Source organism: Carboxydocella sp. ULO1, from assembly GCF_002049255.1.
In the GTDB taxonomy this organism is placed as follows: Bacteria; Bacillota.
Window position 1 is genome coordinate 20,313 of sequence record NZ_BDLQ01000030.1, and the last position, 17,978, is coordinate 38,290.

The 17,978-nt window shown below is 46.8% G+C and carries 18 protein-coding genes; 8 read left to right on the forward strand and 10 right to left on the reverse strand.

Annotated elements, in window-relative coordinates:
* Positions 1-34: 34 nt before the first annotated feature.
* Genes ULO1_RS05875 through fdhF form a run of 5 tightly spaced genes read left to right on the forward strand, consistent with a single transcriptional unit; the run spans position 35 to position 6,569 of the window.
* Complete coding sequence (locus ULO1_RS05875) at positions 35-601, forward strand: 5-formyltetrahydrofolate cyclo-ligase (protein WP_078664739.1); 567 nt, start codon at positions 35-37, stop codon at positions 599-601.
* Between the two features lie 26 nt (positions 602-627).
* Entirely contained in the window at positions 628-1,116 is a 489-nt protein-coding gene (gene nuoE / locus ULO1_RS05880) for an NADH-quinone oxidoreductase subunit NuoE (protein WP_079907691.1), read from the forward strand.
* A gap of 10 nt (positions 1,117-1,126) precedes the next feature.
* Positions 1,127-2,929, forward strand: a complete 1,803-nt coding sequence (nuoF, locus tag ULO1_RS05885; protein WP_078664737.1) for an NADH-quinone oxidoreductase subunit NuoF — start codon at positions 1,127-1,129, stop codon at positions 2,927-2,929.
* A gap of 14 nt (positions 2,930-2,943) precedes the next feature.
* Positions 2,944-3,882, forward strand: a complete 939-nt coding sequence (locus ULO1_RS05890) for a 2Fe-2S iron-sulfur cluster-binding protein (RefSeq protein ID WP_078664736.1) — start codon at positions 2,944-2,946, stop codon at positions 3,880-3,882.
* Positions 3,879-6,569 carry a formate dehydrogenase subunit alpha gene (fdhF, locus tag ULO1_RS05895; RefSeq protein ID WP_079933145.1) on the forward strand — a complete coding sequence of 897 codons (2,691 nt, stop codon included), beginning with the start codon at positions 3,879-3,881 and terminating at the stop codon, positions 6,567-6,569. Before ULO1_RS05890 ends, fdhF begins: the two co-directional genes overlap by 4 nt.
* Positions 6,570-6,607: 38 nt before the next feature.
* Here the strand turns inward: fdhF and ULO1_RS05900 are convergent, their stop codons facing one another.
* From ULO1_RS05900 to ULO1_RS05940, 9 genes are all read right to left on the reverse strand, one after another.
* On the reverse strand, positions 6,608-8,077 hold the full coding sequence (locus tag ULO1_RS05900) for a sodium:alanine symporter family protein (protein ID WP_078664734.1): 1,470 nt from the start codon (positions 8,075-8,077) through the stop codon (positions 6,608-6,610).
* Positions 8,078-8,223: 146 nt separating this feature from the next.
* Entirely contained in the window at positions 8,224-10,179 is a 1,956-nt protein-coding gene (locus tag ULO1_RS05905) for an NAD(+) synthase (protein WP_079933160.1), read from the reverse strand.
* A gap of 146 nt (positions 10,180-10,325) precedes the next feature.
* Entirely contained in the window at positions 10,326-11,024 is a 699-nt protein-coding gene (locus ULO1_RS05910; RefSeq protein ID WP_079933146.1) for a hypothetical protein, read from the reverse strand.
* Positions 11,025-11,260: 236 nt separating this feature from the next.
* Positions 11,261-12,409 (reverse strand): site-specific integrase, encoded by a 1,149-nt coding sequence (locus ULO1_RS05915; RefSeq protein WP_079933147.1) that lies wholly within the window; start codon positions 12,407-12,409, stop codon positions 11,261-11,263.
* Positions 12,410-12,523: 114 nt separating this feature from the next.
* Entirely contained in the window at positions 12,524-13,498 is a 975-nt protein-coding gene (locus ULO1_RS05920) for a DUF4236 domain-containing protein (RefSeq protein ID WP_079933148.1), read from the reverse strand.
* Positions 13,499-13,544: 46 nt separating this feature from the next.
* Complete coding sequence (locus ULO1_RS05925; protein ID WP_079933149.1) at positions 13,545-14,201, reverse strand: SH3 domain-containing protein; 657 nt, start codon at positions 14,199-14,201, stop codon at positions 13,545-13,547.
* Between the two features lie 219 nt (positions 14,202-14,420).
* Positions 14,421-14,888, reverse strand: coding sequence for an ImmA/IrrE family metallo-endopeptidase (locus tag ULO1_RS05930; protein WP_079933150.1), 468 nt, complete (start codon positions 14,886-14,888; stop codon positions 14,421-14,423).
* Between the two features lie 231 nt (positions 14,889-15,119).
* Positions 15,120-15,974 carry a DUF3800 domain-containing protein gene (locus ULO1_RS05935; RefSeq protein WP_079933151.1) on the reverse strand — a complete coding sequence of 285 codons (855 nt, stop codon included), beginning with the start codon at positions 15,972-15,974 and terminating at the stop codon, positions 15,120-15,122.
* A 4-nt stretch (positions 15,975-15,978) separates the two neighbouring features.
* On the reverse strand, positions 15,979-16,353 hold the full coding sequence (locus ULO1_RS05940; protein WP_079933152.1) for a helix-turn-helix domain-containing protein: 375 nt from the start codon (positions 16,351-16,353) through the stop codon (positions 15,979-15,981).
* A 237-nt stretch (positions 16,354-16,590) separates the two neighbouring features.
* Here ULO1_RS05940 and ULO1_RS05945 point away from each other — a divergent pair, with 237 nt between their 5' ends.
* From ULO1_RS05945 to ULO1_RS05950, 3 genes are all read left to right on the forward strand, one after another.
* Positions 16,591-16,839 (forward strand): helix-turn-helix domain-containing protein, encoded by a 249-nt coding sequence (locus tag ULO1_RS05945; protein WP_200806939.1) that lies wholly within the window; start codon positions 16,591-16,593, stop codon positions 16,837-16,839.
* Positions 16,840-16,851: 12 nt separating this feature from the next.
* Positions 16,852-17,001, forward strand: coding sequence for a hypothetical protein (locus ULO1_RS14700; protein WP_159446836.1), 150 nt, complete (start codon positions 16,852-16,854; stop codon positions 16,999-17,001).
* A gap of 429 nt (positions 17,002-17,430) precedes the next feature.
* Positions 17,431-17,628 carry a hypothetical protein gene (locus tag ULO1_RS05950; RefSeq protein ID WP_079933153.1) on the forward strand — a complete coding sequence of 66 codons (198 nt, stop codon included), beginning with the start codon at positions 17,431-17,433 and terminating at the stop codon, positions 17,626-17,628.
* On the opposite strand, the gene ULO1_RS05955 is transcribed toward ULO1_RS05950, so the two are convergent.
* Complete coding sequence (locus tag ULO1_RS05955) at positions 17,625-17,849, reverse strand: hypothetical protein (protein ID WP_079933154.1); 225 nt, start codon at positions 17,847-17,849, stop codon at positions 17,625-17,627. The two genes, ULO1_RS05950 and ULO1_RS05955, sit on opposite strands and share 4 nt — an antisense overlap.
* Positions 17,850-17,978: the final 129 nt, after the last annotated feature.

The window sequence follows — 17,978 nt, forward strand, 5'->3', positions numbered from 1 at the left end:
AGAGTAAGAAAATTCACAAAAAGGTGGTCAGGGGATGAAAAAGGAACTACGCCGGCAGGTCCTGGCTGCCCGCCAGAACCTCACGCCGGAGGAGGTAGGGGAGAAAAGCCGGCAGATTATCGCTGCCCTGCTGGACTTGCCGGAAATCAAGGCTGCTGAGACGGTAATGGCCTATATGGATTTCCGCCAGGAAGTGGAGACCGGGCCCTTGTTGCAGGAGTTGCTGCGGCTGGGAAAACGAGTAGTGTTGCCGGTGACGGATGTCGAGAATAAAGTCCTTTTGTTGTATCAAATCCAGGATCTGGAGCGGGATATTGAGCCAGGGGTTTGGGGGATCCGGCAGCCGAAGACCATTTTACCCCGTCTGGTACCGACTGAATTGGATGTGGTAATTGTCCCGGGAGTTGCCTTTGATTATCGGGGCTACCGGCTGGGTTATGGTGGCGGTTTTTATGACCGGTTTTTGCCTCAAACCAGGCCGGATTGCCGCTGGCTGGCTCCCATCTTTGAGTTACAACTGGTGCCTGATGTCCATCCCGAAGCCCATGATTGCCGGATGCACCGGCTGGTGACTGAGGAGAGGACTTTAAATTTCATCTGAAACCATGGAGGAGGGGGAAATAAGGGATGACGTGTTGTCAATGCGGGCAAACGCCCAGGGATCCCAAACAGGAACAGTTAGAACAGGTACTGGCCCATTATGCTGGCCAGAAGGGGGCACTGATTCCGGTGCTGCAGGAAGCCCAGGAAATCTATGGCTACCTGCCGCCGGAAGTATTGCGGCGCATTTCGGAAGCGCTGAATATTCCCTTTGCCAAAGTTTATGGTGTGGTCACATTCTATGCCCAGTTTCATCTGAAGCCCCGGGGCCGCAATATTATTCGGGTCTGTCTGGGGACGGCCTGTCACGTGCGGGGTGGGGCCAAGATTTTTGAAACCATCCAGAATGAACTCAATATTAAGGACGGGGAGACCACCGAAGATTTGCGCTTTACTTTAGAATCAGTAGCCTGTATCGGAGCCTGTGGGCTGGCACCGGTGATCATGGTCAACGATGATACCCATGGTCGCCTGACACCTGACAAGGTCAAGGAAATCCTGGCCCAGTATGAATAAGAGGGGGGAAATGAGGGTGGCACAGTTGCAAAAAGTAGAGAGAATTTTAATCTGTGGCGGTACCGGCTGTATGTCTTCCGGTTCGGTCAAGGTTATGGATGCCCTGAAGGCAGAACTGGCAGCCCGGCAACTGGGACAAATTGAAGTGGTTATGACCGGTTGTCATGGTTTTTGTGAGCAGGGGCCGCTGGTGATCATGGAACCCCAGGGGGTATTTTACCGCCGGGTACAGGTGGAGGATATTTCTGAATTAGTGCAATCTCACATCATTGAAGGAAATATCCTGGAACGCCTGCTTTATCAGGATCCTGGCAATCAGCAAAGAGCGATTACCTATCGGGATGTGCCCTTTTATGCCAAACAGCAGCGGGAAGTTCTACATAATTGCGGCCATATCGATCCGGAAAACATTCAGGAATATATTGCTGCCGGTGGCTACCAGGCTCTGGAAAAAGTATTGCGGGAATATACACCCCAGCAGGTAATCGAGGATGTGAAAAAATCTGGCCTGCGGGGCCGGGGGGGTGGCGGCTTCCCCACCGGTTTGAAATGGGAATTTACCAGCAAAGCGCCCGGTGAGAAAAAATATGTTGTCTGTAATGCCGATGAAGGGGACCCGGGGGCATTCATGGACCGTTCCGTTCTGGAAGGGGATCCCCATGCTGTTCTGGAAGGGATGTTGATTTGCGGCTATGCCATTGGGGCCGATGAAGGCTATATCTATGTGCGGGCCGAATACCCGCTGGCTATCAAGCGGTTGAAAGTAGCCATCGCCCAGGCGGAAGCGGCCGGTTATCTGGGTGACAATATCCTGGGCAGCAATTTTAGTTTCCGCATTAAAATCAAGGCTGGTGCCGGTGCTTTTGTCTGTGGTGAGGAAACGGCCCTGCTCAACTCTATTGAAGGGGAACGGGGTATGCCCCGGCCCAGACCGCCATTCCCGGCTGTCAAAGGGCTATGGGGTAAGCCGACTAATATTAACAACGTGGAGACTTTTGCCAATGTGCCTCTCATCTTCCGCAAAGGGGCAGACTGGTATGCTGCTATCGGGACGGAGAAAAGTAAGGGTACCAAAGTCTTCGCTATGACCGGTAAAGTCAACAATACCGGTCTGGTGGAAGTGCCCATGGGTATTACCATGCGGCAGATCATCTTTGATATCGGCGGTGGTATCCGGGATGGCAAGAAATTCAAGGCCGTTCAGATCGGCGGTCCTTCCGGTGGCTGTCTGCCTGAATCTCTGCTGGACTTGCCTATTGATTATGATTCCCTGATCGCCGCCGGGGCGATGATGGGTTCCGGCGGTCTGGTAATAATGGATGAAACTACCTGTATGGTGGACCTGGCTCGCTTCTTCCTCAATTTCACCCAGAAGGAGTCCTGCGGCAAGTGTACCCCCTGCCGGGAAGGGACCAAGCGCATGCTGGAGATTCTGCAGCGGATTTGTGCCGGGGAAGGCCGGGAAGGGGATATCGAAACTCTGGAACGGCTGGCCAGGGTGATTAAGTCCACTTCCCTTTGCGGCCTGGGACAGACGGCCCCCAACCCGGTACTGTCCACTCTGCGCTATTTCAGGGATGAATACGAAGCCCATATCCGGGAAAAACGCTGCCCGGCCGGAGTCTGCAGCAATCTGCTCACCTACTATATCGATGCCGAAAAATGTATAGGTTGCGGGTTGTGTAAAAAGAACTGTCCGGTGGGGGCTATCAGCGGCAATACCAAGGAAGCCCATGTTATCGATCCCGCCAAGTGTATCAAGTGCGGTGTCTGCATGAGCAAATGTAAATTCGGCGCTGTCGGGCGCAAGTAGGAGGTGGGCCGTCGGTGAATAAAGTGACTTTGACTATCAATGGTCAAAAAGTGACGGTTCCCGCCGAATATACGGTTCTGGAGGCAGCCCGGGAGCTGGGCATCAACATTCCCACCCTCTGTTACGATCCCCGCCTCTCCAAACCCGGGGCCTGCCGGCTCTGTGTGGTGGAGGTGAAAGGGGCCCGCAATCTACCGGCTTCCTGTGTCACGCCGGTGGCAGAGGGAATGGAAGTGGAAACCCATTCCCCGGCGGTAATGGAGGCCCGGAAAACCATCCTGGAGTTATTGCTGGCCAACCACCCCAATGATTGCCTCACCTGTGAGGCCAGCGGAGCATGTTTGCTCCAGCAGTATGCCTATGAATACGGAGTACGGGACCCAGGTTTTGGCGGCGAACGCCATGCCTATCCCCTGGATGATAGCAACCCTTACATCCAGCGGGATTTGAATAAATGCATTCTCTGTGGCAAATGTGTCCGCATCTGTGCCGAGATCCGCGGTCAGCATGCAATTCACTTTGCCTACCGGGGCTTTAGTACCAAAATCGCCCCGGCCCTGGATACTGATCTGGCTTTCTCCAACTGCATCTACTGCAATAACTGCGTTTCCGTCTGTCCGGTAGGGGCCCTGGTGGATAAGCGCACTGCTGGTCTGGGCCGTACCTGGGAACTGGAGCGGGAGGAAAAAACCTGTACTTTCTGTGAAGCGGGTTGTCAGTTCTTCCTGCTCAAAAAGCAGGGGCAGGTGGTTGGTGTTGCTGCCGGGCAGGCAGCACCGGGACGCCCCCTGTGCCTGAAAGGGCGCCTGGGCATGGATTTGCGCTACAATCCCAAGGCGCAGCCGCCTTACTTGCGCAATGAAGATGGCAGTTTCCGCCTGGCACCCTGGGCAGAGGCTCTGGGCCTGACCGAAATCCTGGCTAACCTCCAGAAAGAGGGGGGAGAGAGATGAGCACTGTTACTTTGACTATAGACGGCCGGCAGGTGACTGTACCCAAAGGCACTACCGTGCTGGAAGCAGCCCAGGCTGCCGGTCTAGACATTCCTACCTTTTGCCATGATCCGGAATTAACCCGGCCCGGCGCTTGCCGCATATGTGTGGTGGAAATCGAGGGTATGCGCAATCTGCCTGCCTCCTGTGTTACTGAAGCGACTGATGGGATGGTGGTCCATACCGAAAGCCAGCAGGTGCGGGAAGCCCGGCAAACCATCCTGGAATTGCTGCTGGCCAACCACCCGGAAGATTGCATGACCTGTCATAAAACCGGCAACTGCAAGCTGGCGGAATATGCTTACCGCTATGGTGTACGCCAGCCCTCCTTCCAGGGGGAAAGGCATGATTTTCCCATTGATGAGAGCAGCCCCGTTATCCTGCGGGATAATAACAAATGCATCCTCTGCGGCAAATGTGTGCGGGTTTGTGCAGAAATCCAGGGGCGGAGTGTCCTGGATTTCGCCTACCGGGGTTTCAATACCAAAATCACCCCGGCTCTGGATACCGGCATGGGCGAGTCCGTCTGTATCGGCTGCGGCAGCTGTGTCGCTGTCTGTCCGGTAGGGGCGCTGGTGGAAAAGCAGATGGTAGGCCAGGGCCGGCCCTGGGAGATGAAAAAGGTTCGCACCATCTGCCCCTATTGTGGCACCGGCTGTACCATTCAGCTGAATGTCAGGGATGGCAAGGTAGTTGGGGTTACTACAGATGAAAGCGGGGAAGTCAATGGCAAACACCTCTGCATCAAAGGCCGCTTTGGCTATGATTTCATCCATAGCCCGGAGCGTTTGACCACTCCTCTGATTCGCAAAAACGGTGAACTGGTACCGGCCAGCTGGGATGAGGCTCTGGACCTGGTCACCAGTAAACTGAAGGAAATCAAGGAGCGGGACGGCGGGCAAGCATTGGCTTTTCTGGCTTCGGCTCGCTGCACCAATGAGGAAAATTATCTTCTCAACAAACTGGCCCGGGCTGCCTTTGGCACCAATAATATCGATCATTGCGCCCGCCTTTGACACTCCTCTACTGTCGCCGGTCTGGCGATGGCATTTGGCAGCGGGGCAATGACCAACTCCATTGGTGAAATCAAGGACTGTGAAGTTTTACTGGTAATCGGTTCTAATACCACTGAAGCCCATCCCATCATCGGGGTGGAAATGCAAAAAGCAGTCCGCCGGGGAGCCACTCTCTTTGTGGTCGACCCGCGGCGCACGGAAATTGCTGCTCTGGCTAAAGAGCATCTGCAAATTAAACCAGGGGCCAATATCCCGCTTCTCAACGCCCTGGCCTACACTATCATTGAGGAAGGCCTCTGGAATAAGGAATTTGTTAAGGAGCGGACAGAAGGCTTTGAGGAATGGGCAGCCAGCCTAACCAACTTCAAACCGGAACTGGTGGAAAACTATGTCGGGGTGCCGGCAGAGACCATTAGGCAGGTGGCGCGGGCCTATGCCCGGGCGGAAAAAGCCGCTATTTTCTATACTATGGGCGTGACCCAGCATACTTCTGGAACTGCCAATGTCCTGGCGATTGCTAACCTGGCTCTGCTCTGTGGCCATCTGGGCAAACCCAGCTCCGGGGTCAATCCCTTACGAGGTCAGAACAACGTCCAGGGAGCCTGCGATATGGGCGGCTTACCCAATGTCCTGCCCGGCTACCAGAGTGTAACAGATGAACAGGTCCGCCTCAAATTCCAGCAAGCCTGGGAAGTGGATTATCTGCCTGCCACCCCTGGTTTGACGGTGGGAGAAATGCTGGAAGCTGCTCATGCCGGGTCCATCAAAGGCATGTTCATTCTGGGTGAGAACCCCATGTTAAGCGACCCGGATATCAAGCATGTGGAAGAAGCTCTCAAGCACCTGGAATTCCTGGTGGTCCAGGATATCTTCCTGACGGAAACAGCCCGTCTGGCCCATGTAGTGCTGCCGGGCGCCAGCTTTGCTGAAAAGGATGGCACCTTTACCAATAGCGAGCGGCGGGTGCAGCGGGTGCGGAAAGCCATTGAGCCCATTGGAGGGGCCCGGGCTGACTGGCAGGTGCTGGCGGAAATCGGCCGTCGCCTGGGGCTGAAAATGGACTACAGCCATCCGGCAGAGGTCATGGCTGAAATCGCCAGGGTTACACCTTCTTATGGTGGCATCAGCTACGAGCGGCTGGAACAGGGTGGCTTGCAGTGGCCCTGCCCCAGCCCTGACCACCCCGGTACGCCGATTCTGCATGTGGGCAAATTCAGCCGGGGGCTGGGCAAGTTCCATGCCGTGGATTTTACACCACCGGCAGAGCTGCCTGATGAGGAATATCCCCTGGTACTCAATACCGGGCGGCGCCGTACCCACTACCATACTGGTACCATGACCAGGCGTTCCCGGGGCCTGGCGGAATTTATGCCTGCTGATTATCTGGAGATTCATCCTCAGGATGCTTGCCGTCTGGGCATTGTTGATGGGGACCTGGTGAAGGTGGTGTCGCGCCGGGGTGAAATCACCATCAAGGCCAAAGTGACGGAGATGATACGGCCTGGCACAGTCTTTACTTCTTTCCATTTTGCCGAAAGTGCAGCTAACCTGCTGACCAATACCGCTCGTGATCCCATTGCCAAAATTCCGGAATTGAAAGTAGCGGCGGTTCGCGTGGAGAAAATAGGGTAAAGGTAAGCCCCTCTGCCTGGAGCAGAGGGGCTTGCTTACTACTTGGCAGCCATTGTACCTTTGTTTTGACCCTGTTGCCGCTGTTTATAGGTGAGCCAGAAATCGGCATTCTTGATGCCCAGTTTGACCGGATCGAAAACCGGATCCAGGCCCAGAGCTTTTTGCTCTTCATAATCCTTCAATGCCAGCAGTGCCGGTTTTTGCAGGATCAGGATGGCGATGACATTCAACCAGGCCATGATACCTACGCCCAGATCACCCAGGCCCCAGGCTACGGTAGCGGTCTTGACCGCACCGTAATAAGTGGAGCCCAGCAGGGCGAAACGCAGCAAGTTTATAGCGATTTTGCTATTGTTTTTAAACAGATAGGCGATATTGGTCTCAGCGATATAGTAGTACGCCATCAAGGTGGTGAAAGCAAAGAAGAACAGGGCAACTGCTACGAAACCTGCACCAATGGAGGGGAAGAGGGTTTCCACAGCTTTCTGGGTATAAGCAGGACCGATATCCACTCCGGGCAGATTTTCGACAATAAAGCCGCCGGCAGGGTTGATGACATTGTATTTACCGGTAATCAAGATCATAAAAGCAGTAGCAGAACAGACCAGTAAAGTATCCACATATACGGAGAAGGCCTGAACAAAGCCCTGTTTGGCCGGGTGGGAAACTTCAGCAGCAGCGGCTGCCTGGGGACCAGTACCCTGACCGGCTTCGTTGGAGTAGATACCCCGTTTTACCCCCCAGGAAACAGCCAAACCCAGGATACCGCCAAACATGGGATCCAGTCCGAAGGCATTTTTGAAAATCAGCGCAAAAACATGGGGAACTTCAGTGATATTAACAACCATAAATATGAGTGCCATTAATATATATCCGATTGCCATAAAAGGAACAATCAATTCAGCGGCACGGCTGATACGTTTGACTCCACCGAAGATAATCAGGCCCAGCAATGCCACTACACCAGCACCGGTAATGGCCGGGCTGACGCCAAAAGCGTTCTGGATACTGGCAGCAATACTGTTGGACTGGACACCGGGCAACAGGAAGCCCATAGCCAGCACGGTAGCTACCGCAAAGGTGACAGCATACCATTTCATACCCAGTCCTTTTTCGATGTAGTAGGCAGGACCGCCCCGGTATTGGCCATCTTTCTCTACTTTATAAATCTGGGCCAGAGCTGATTCCACGAAAGCCGAGCCGGCACCCAGGAAGGCGATGGCCCACATCCAGAAAACTGCACCAGGCCCACCATAAGCGATGGCGGTAGCAACCCCGGCGATATTGCCGGTACCAACCCGGCCAGAAACGGAGAGAGCAAAGGCCTGGAAAGAAGATACCCCTTGTTCGGAGCTGCCACCACCAAGGAGCAATTTCACCATGTCCTTGATGTGACGGACCTGGAAGAAGCGCATGCGCAGGGAGAAATAGATGCCTGCTCCCAGGCAGAGGTAGATGAGGGCTTTGCTCCAGACATAGCTGTTGAGCAAGTCGACTAGTTGTGCCATAAAAAGCCTCCTTTTTTGATATGTATTGTGCAACAACCATGGACATAGTAACATAATTTTCGGAAAAATTCAATAACTTGTTTCCGGGAATACACCATACACGGACAATTATTAAGATAAAAAATAAAAAGGCCTTTAATGGCCTTTTAAAAATTTTCCAGTTCCTTCAACCATAAGTTAACCTGGGCGTCACTGGGCATACGCCAGTCGGCCCGGGGGGAGAGAGAGACCGAACCCACCTTGGGTCCATCAGGCAAACAAGAGCGCTTAAATTGCTGACTGAAAAAACGGCGATAAAAGACTTTTAGCCACTTGCGGATTTCATCTCCAGCATACCTACCAGTAAAAGCCTGATCAGCCAGGAAAGCGATTTTCCGTGGCGGCAGATTAAAACGAACTAGATAGTAAAGGAAAAAATCATGGAGTTCATAGGGTCCGACGATGTCTTCTGTTTTTTGCTGGATATTGCCACTGGCATCAGGAGGCAGTAGCTCCGGACTGATGGGAGTGGCCAGAATGCGATGTAAACAGGCGGCGGTGGCGGGGTCGGCAGCATGTTCGGCCACCCATTCCACCAGGTATTTGACCAGGGTCTTGGGCACCCCGGCATTGACAGCATAATGACTCATATGGTCCCCGTTATAGGTAGCCCAGCCCAGAGCCAGTTCTGACAAATCCCCTGTCCCGACTACCAGCCCTCCGTGCTGATTAGCTAAATCCATCAGGATCTGAGTGCGTTCGCGCGCCTGAACATTTTCATAGGTAATATCATGCCGGGCTGGATCGTGCCCGATATCCTGAAAGTGCTGCAAACAAGCGGGTTTAATATCGATTTCCTTACAGGTTACCGCCAGAGCCTGCATTAACTGCAGGGCATTGGTATAGGTTGTATCAGTTGTACCAAAACCGGGCATAGTGACCGCCAGGACTTGTTCGCGGGGATAACCCAGCAAATCAAAGGCCTGGCAGGTAACCAGCAGAGCCAGGGTGGAATCAAGGCCACCGGAGATACCAAGGACAGCGGTTTTGGCGCCGGTATGCTCCAGGCGCCTGGCCAAACCAGCCACTTGAATTTGGAAAATTTCCTGACAGCGCCGGTCCCTGGCGCCGCTATCCTGGGGAATGAAGGGATGAGGAGAGATATGGCGCCGTAAGGGTTGACTGGTATAATCATAATCCCGGTAATACTGAATTTCCACCTGGCGGGCTGGTACCGGCGGAGTCACCAGTTGACAGCTGTCAGCAAAGGTTTTATTGGCTAAGCGCTCTAAATTCAGGCGTTCCACATCAATTTCTGACCAGAGTAACAGGTTATCCCGCTGGAAACGGGGAGCAGAGGCTAAAATCACCCCATTTTCAGCCAGCAGGCAATCACCGCCGAAAACGGTATCGGTGGTGGACTCGTGCACGCCGGCAGAAACGTAGAGATAACCGGCCAGGCAGCGGGCACTTTGCTGCTGGATGAGCTCCCGGCGATAATCGGCTTTGGCTACCAGTTCATTGCTGGCTGAGAGATTGATGAGTAAATTGGCCCCCTGAACGGCCAGAAATGAACTGGGCGGGATAACGGCCCAGAGGTCTTCGCAAATTTCCACACCCAGAGTATAGCCTAACTGGGGAGAGTGAAATAAAAGCTGTCCAAAAGGAACAGGGTATCCTGGCGTTAGTTCTACATTGGACAGTTCCCTAATCAACTCCTGACCGGAAGAAAACCAGCGTTTCTCATAAAATTCCTTCTGATTGGCCAGATAGATCTTGGGGACAATCCCCAGGATCTTGCCCCGTTGCAGGACAGCAGCGCAATTGAACAGGCGGTGCTTGATGACTAGAGGCAAACCAACTACAACCACTACCTCGTTGGTCCTGGTAGCCTGGGCCAGAGCCAGGAGGGCTTGTCTGGCTTTATCCTGCAACAGGCCCTGCAGGAAAAGATCGCCACAGGTATAACCGGTAAGACACAGCTCCGGAAAAGCCAGCACGGCCAGGTTATTCTGATCGGCCGCCTGGATTAACTGAATTATTTGCTGCAGGTTATAATCGATGTCAGCCACTTTCAAACGGGGCACAGCTGCCCCGACTCGGACAAAGCCAAAGGTATGCATTTCAACCATCCTTTTTACCAAAATCACAATTCAATTTTACTCTTTTTTTAAGTGGCTGACAAATGTAAAAGAAATGACTGCCTGATACTCACGCTGGCGCAAGGTGTACCATTGGGACAACTTTGTTTTAAAGCTCAAAATTAATCCTAACAAATCAGAGCATCTACTTGTTCGGCAAGGGTGAAAGAGGTTTTCCAGACCCTTGCAGGCAGATCCTGTTTTTGTACCGGTAACTTAAAAGTCCGGACCAGTTTTTCAAATTTTTGATCCAGCCAAGGTGGTGTCCAGGCGCCCGAACGACAAATATGAATGGCTGAGAGCGGGAGCGGTGATGGAAGAAGAAAGGGGCTGGTGTAACCTATGGGGAAAGTACGATTTTGTTCGCTAAACCAGCCCGGGTCTTCTAAGGTGTGGGAGCTGTAAACAATGGTTGCCCGCTTAATAATTTTTTCCTGCAATAACTTCCCCAGCCAGTTGGCGCAATTGACTTCATAATCCAGGGAAGCCAGCCCGCCATATCCTAAATCGGCATGGGTATCAAAAAGGATCACATACTCGATATCCATTTCTCTGGCCAGTTCGTAAGAATACTTATGGGAATCGGTCACAAGCAAGAGTGCATCAGGGGAATAAGAAAAATATTTTTGCAGATAGCAGGGAAAAAGATAATAGAAAGGGATAACGTCCACAGTTTTGCTTAAATCCTCGCCCTGGCGTTTGGCTACCAGATACCGCTTATACCAGAGTTGATTCTGGTTGCGGACGCTTTCCCGCAAGGATACCTGCCATTCCGGCCGGGCAGGCACAAAAAAATCCCAGTCAATACTTAAAAGAATTCCAGCCATAGCTATCACCTTTCAAGTATTAAAAGGGATTAATTGTCTATTTCCATTATACTGTGACTGCACAGAAAAATAAATAGCAGTACTATGAAACAAAAAACCGCTAATCAGGTTCGAACCTGAACTAGCGGTTTTCATCATACTTATGGTGGGCGATACAGGACTTGAACCTGTGACCTCTTGCATGTCAAGCAAGCGCTCTATCAGCCAAGAAACCCAATAATATCAATGTTTTGCAATCAATTTATTGTATCATTAGCTTCCGTTGGTGCCCAAATGGTGCCCTGAGTAAAAAGCTCATCTAACTTTTCAACTGCAGATTTTTTTACATTCTGGTTGACATGAGAATATATATCAGCGGTCGTGGAGATGCGTGTATGACCTAACAACTCTTGGACTACTTTCAGATTTTCTCCCTGTTCTAATAATCTTGTGGCGAATGTATGCCTTAGTGCATGTAGTGTTGCCCCTGTGATACCAGCCTTTCCACAAAGCGTATCAAACTTTCTTTGGAGGTTTCTTGGTGAAACAACGGTGCCTTTACTGGTACAAAAAACTGGCATGGTAGGTCCATACAGTCCTTCGGTGATCATCTTATTTTTGTGTATTACAAGTGCATCCTTGACTGTTCTTGGTAAAGGAATGGTTCTCGCAGATTTATCAGTTTTCGTTTCCTGATAAATCAAGCCTTCCCTAGTCCTTACCAATCCTTTCCGGATGTGTACTAAACCATTTTCCAAATCTATATCCTCCCAACAAAGGCCTAACAGTTCCCCGCGCCTCATACCAGTGCCGAGTAGAAGCAAGAATGCAGGGCCAAGTCGATCTCCAGGCAATAATCTTAAAAACTTATCCATATCATCTGATGATAGAACATTAATTTCTTTGCGTTTTATCTTGGGCAAAGTAACAGCTTGGCTTACGTCATGAATTAGCAATTTGTTCTTTATCGCTTGAGTCAATGCCCCGTGAATAACTTTGTGAATGTGGTGGATAGTTTGGGGAGATTTACCTTCTTTGAGCTTATCATTGTAAAGCTTTTGAAGGTGATCAGTACGCAACTCATGGAGATACAAAGCTCCTATCGCTGGCTTTATATGACAACGTGCCATTGTCTCGTAAAGCTCCCAGGTGGTGGGGCGTAGATCATTCTTCTTATAGTTGTTTAGCCAGTTATCAAGCCAGTCGGAAATGGTCATCCTAGTCGGCTCAACAAACGTTCCCTGTTTTAGATCCATCAGCAGCCGAGCCATAAACTCCTCTGCATCCGCCTTACGGCCATTATAGTAGCGGGTTATACGCCTCCTTTTGCCAGTGGCTGGATCTTTTCCGGCCTCAACTACTATTTTCCATCGTCCTTTTCCTGCCGGTTCAATATGTCCTGCCATGTTTGTCCTCCCCTTTTATGATATTAATTCCCCAAGGCATGATCCTTGGGGAGATAGGATACCTAAGTATTTAACAAGCAAGGAAAAAATTTCTGCATTTTGCAAACCAAATATTCACAAAGCATTTAACTCCTTGAGTTGTTCTTTTATATCATGAAAATTCATGTCTTCTGCATAAACTTTTTTAAACTGTTGTACAGCCTTCTTTGTATCCCCAAGCTTTTTATAACAAAGCCCTAGTAGATACCTGAACAGTAACATATTCTCATCTACAGTTCTTTTACGGATAGGGCCTTTTTCTAGGATTTCTAAAGCTAAATCAAACTGATTCATCTCTATAAAACAGCAAGCTAACATGTTAATTATTGTCAAATCATTTCTAATATCGCAGGGTAAGCTTTGTAATAATTTTACTGCTTCGTGGTATTGCTTGTTCGCTATAAATGACAAACAAAGTTTTAGCTTGATATTAAGGTCATTTTCGTTCTCGTTTAAATATTTTTTGTAAAAGAAAATTGCTTTATCATACTTTTCTTGTTCATTATATAGATCTGCAATTACTGGATATAATGAAATAATTTGTGGTTGCAACTCTATTACCTTAACGAATTTTTCTAATGCCATTTCCTTGTTATCCTTTTTTAATGCTTTGTTACCGTCTTGATAAAATTTCCAGGCCTGGCCCTTAGATGATTTGCGCCATAGGTAATAGGCTAGTAAATGTGCTCCAAGTGACGTAAAACCGAGTGTCGGGGCTTTTAGAAAAAGGAAAAACGTTATAATAGACCACAAACAACCTATGCCAGTTTTTGGTGATAATTCTTTGGAAACAGGATTTAGCGATACAGAATCGAAGGCAGGTTTCGGATTAGAAAAACTATTACTTGAAATGGTATGTTTTTTGTTTTTAGTTAAATAATCCACCCTTGATAATCCTAATCCTGGAATGCTAGTTGATGTATAAACTCCGCGGCTATTTACACCAATTCTAAAGCCCTTACTACCAAAACTCATTCCTACTCCGCGTTTAGAAACGTTAATTCGAAACCCTTTTCCAAATGAAAAGCTTTTTCTAAAGCGCCATCCCATAACTACACCCCTCATAAAACATCTTCAAAACCAAGACATCGGTCTTTTACCATGCTATATTTTTTGAGACAAAAGCATTCCATGAATAACCGGTTTCATCAGTAATTTCAACATAATACCAGTTACCGTTTTCTCCAATAGCTTTTATTTTTGTGTTTTTGGGCGCTGAACCTCTATTTTTACTGTTTGAGAATGGTGCTGAGAAAAAATATCCTATTTCTGAACGAATACTTATAACTTTAGGTTTTATTGGAGTATAAAACGTAGTTACATTTTTTGATACATATCCGGTTAACCCACCAAAAGAAATTGTATTCCATCCTGGTGTACCACCAAGATCTTTAATTTCAGTTCCATATGTAAGTTCACCAGTAATAAAATAAGGTTCAATTTGCGGAAACAAATAAACATAGGCTTTTTCCACAGCTATGATAGTTTTTCTTGTAACTGCAGCAGCTTTTTTCTTTCGTTTTTTTATTGTTTGTGACGAGGAGGTGCTTATTACATCACCTTTTTCAGAGTATCCTCCATTATGATAATGATAACTTCCAACTGGGTAGCCCCACCCGGGAGTTCTTACATAATGTCCACCATATCTATCCGTTCGGCCTGGATGTCCAAAACTTGAAACAGGGAGTAAAAAAGTAAAACTAAAAATTAAGATAAGTAAAATAGATAGATTCTTATATATTTTTTTCACCATTGTTAAAACCCCCTTATCATCTTAATATATTTTTAAGCATATTCTGTCATAACATGTGTTTTTAATTGTTTTTTCTCAATGATACCATCTTTATTTTCGGTATTCAGCGAAAATGCAATCTCATATCGACTAATATACTTCTTTGGGATTACACCACGAACATAACTACCATCAGCAAGGCAATAAGTAGTATATTCCCATTCTGGATCTTTTCTTGGATTAATAACTCTTGGTAGGTTTTTGGCTCTGCTTATAACTTCTTTTCCAAATTCTTGCCAACTCAATAGGAACTTTCTTTCGCTTGGCGTATTCATCAATACTTTCCCCATAGGAGGGCCTGTCTTCTTCAAGGAGTAGCTCAGCCGCAAATTGGTTGGCCTGGTATTCGTATTTACTATTACTAAAGAATGTCTTATTAATTACGAAAAAATATCCTATTCCTTGTGGATGCAGATGATAATGACCTAACTCATGGGCAACAACAATTCGTTGCATTTCTTCCGGCAGATGGCTGTTTAGGCCTATAATTTTATGACCGAAAAAACTAATTATTAGGCCCTTGATTTTCTTGAAAGGGAAACGAATGATAGTAAAGCCAAGGCGTTCTGCAAGGTCAAAAGGGTCTCTGGTCCCATACCGCTCAACCAGGGAATTGACGGTAGTCTTGATGTGTTTCTTGCTTGTCATACTGCCACCGCCTTGTCGTGATGTGTCAAAATATGTCGAAATGCCATTATAAGCGAAAAACTACTACCCTTGAAGGGTAGTAGTTTTGATTGGCAGAAAGAAGATAGTTTATTCAATGATTTTTGTTGACAATAAGCCATTGATTGAATATAATGAAATCACAACGGGAATATAATTCTTAGGGGTCGTTTTCACGGCCGCCCGCCCTTGGCTTAAGCCATGAGGCGGTTTTTAATTTTTAGGGAAGATTTTAAGACCTTTACCGTTGTACTCTGGATAACCATAGAATTTGCTTTCAATGGATTGATAGGCTCTATCTTTTTCTTTTGAGATGCAATATTTATGAATTGGGTAAGAGGTTAAATCTGCGATTTCCAAACCAAAATAGGTTCTTTTTTCTGACTTGTCCCATTTCGGGTTAAAGTATACACCTTTTATATTGGCTAAATCTGAACTTTCTACAAACTTAGTACCATTTTTTAAGATTTCACAAATCCGTTTTAATAAATTTTTATCTTCATTCTTACCTCTTGATTCAAGAACTATTAAACCAGATTTATTTATTGGTTTTAGAAAAAATTTCCCAAATCGTTCTATAATAAATTCCAAACACAAGGCATATGGATGCTTTGGGTTTATATAAGTACACAAATGAGAGAGTTTATTAATATGTGAAGAAAAAATCACATAATCTAGGCTTGTCATAAAAGCTGTAAGATCCGCAATAAAATCGCAATAATTTATTACTTCAGCAGAAAAAGGTCCTCTTTTATTTCTAATTTCCGAAGAATGAAAACATACACGTTTATAGGTATCTTGTTTATTATAATAAAACAACCCATTTTCCCAATATTTATTTTTTAATGAGATAATCGCGTTTCTCACTTCAGGAAAATTATTGCGCGCTAAAACACAACCAGTAACAGTAAAAAAATTTTCCAAGTCTGAAGAAGAGTGATTAATGTTATTTTTTAACTTTCTTATTAGATATTTAAGATTGTGAGAACCATTTTCATCTACAAACATGATATAATCAATTTCTTCTGGCCAATCATCAATAATAGTTGGTCGATCATACCATGCCAAGATTCTATACACCTCTCCCTTTTTTCTTTCTTATGGTCTTCCAAGCCACCTTCAGGAACTCGATTATATCCTGTTTATCTTCCTCATCCAAAGGCTCACCGTCAAACATGACATTGGATTCAAGCAGTATCTTTTCAAGGTCCAAATCTGAAGGCGGGCCCTCCTTCATCGCTTCATTAGGCTCGTCGTCTCCAGTTAATTCAGCGATAGTTACATTTAATGCTTTTGCGAGCGCAGCTAAAGTATCTACGGAAGGACGGCTTCGGCCAGCTTCAATATCAGCAATAAAAGAATGAGAAACATGTGCCGCTTTACCTAATTCACGTAGTGACATGTTTTTGCTTAGTCTAATCGCTTTTAATCGTTTCCCTATATCCATGATTTTCCCTCCATGTACGGTTTAACCGTACACTTTTATTATAAGCGGATAAAAATCTGCTGTATAGCAGCATTATGTTCGTAAATAACGAACAAAAAGCAAAAAACAATAGTAATACCAAGATTTAAGGAGCTAAAAGAGAAAAATCAACTATCTTTGCTCGTTATTAGCGAACACAAATCTTTACAAACGGTCGATATTAACGTACAATATAGACAAGCAAAGGAGGTGAGGTAAATGAATATAATTGGCAAGCGATTACATGAGCTTAGAGTTGAGAAGCAATTGTCGCTTCGTAAGTTAGCTAAAAAAAGCGGTATATCACATAGTTTTTTGTGCGATATAGAACGCGGGCGAAGCCAGCCATCTTTGGACACTTTAGGAAAACTTGCTGATACACTTGGGGTAAAAATAGAATTTTTTTTGAGCCAAACGGTCGTTAATAACGACCATTTAGGCGCAGAACAAAAGCCCAAGGCGGGATAGGAGGTGAGGAGGATGGAGACGATTGAACGGACGAACATACTACTGGAAGAGATACTTGCAGAGATTAGAAAAATTACTAACTATATAAACCTTTTAGAACAAAGGCGTGTTGAGGCTGAGAAAAAGGTTATTTCTTTAAAAGATTATCAAGCTTCAAATTGATAGAGTGCAGAAGTTTAATAATAGCTTTCTCTGCGGGTCTGCATCTGTTACCGATTAAGGCGCCTTTAGTACAAAGTTTATACACATTATCCAGACTATCGCAAACATCAATCAGTTCGCAATCTTCCTCATAAATTGCACGAAAATTATCCATAATAACGACCTCCTAATTAATCCTTCAGAGATATATCAATTTTACCGTGCTCTTTTTCCCACTGCTTAATGAACTGCTCAATCAAGAACTCATTGTTGAGAGTGCTGCTGTTGGGTGTTCTTGATATCCGTAAGTTCCTGGGTAATTTGTGCGACATAATCAAGGAGCATATCTATCTTATTTTCCATGATCAATCTCCTTTCAGGCTCCTAATCAGACGCAAGTTTTTAGAAAGGCTGGGGGAGCAGGAAAGACTATGCGAGGAGGTTTTTTGAATGAAGAAGATTTTAGTGCCAGATGACTCTATAAATATTTTCCATCTGGTCAAAGAAGGCAGAGATGAGCAGCAGGTTAAAGTGTCTGTTACTGCAGTAATGGATGTAGTTAAGGACTTGGATTTAACCGTAGATGAATTTTATACGTTTATCAATATCATTATTAAAGCTTTTGGCGAGAAGCAGGTAAAGGTTTAATCGTCTATTGGTTCGCTGTAAGCAATGCCGCTTTCGCCCTTAACTAACTCACAGTCATCTTTACCACATTTAGGATAGCCAATACAAAATGTTGAGGATAACAGTTTAGTAGCCATTAGGCTTCCAATGGTTTGTATCTTGGCGAAAGTGATTTCCTGATATACATTTTTTTCTACTGCGCCGCAAAAGACATTTCTGGTAAAAGTTACTGTATCACTCACATTAATCACTCCATTTTAGAATTTGCTCCCCCTTGAATCTTATTTAGCCCTTTTCAGTGCAAGGATATCGTTTTCATGCTCTGCAGTTTTCCGAACCAGGTAGTTAATGTCCATGCTAATTCTGTCCAG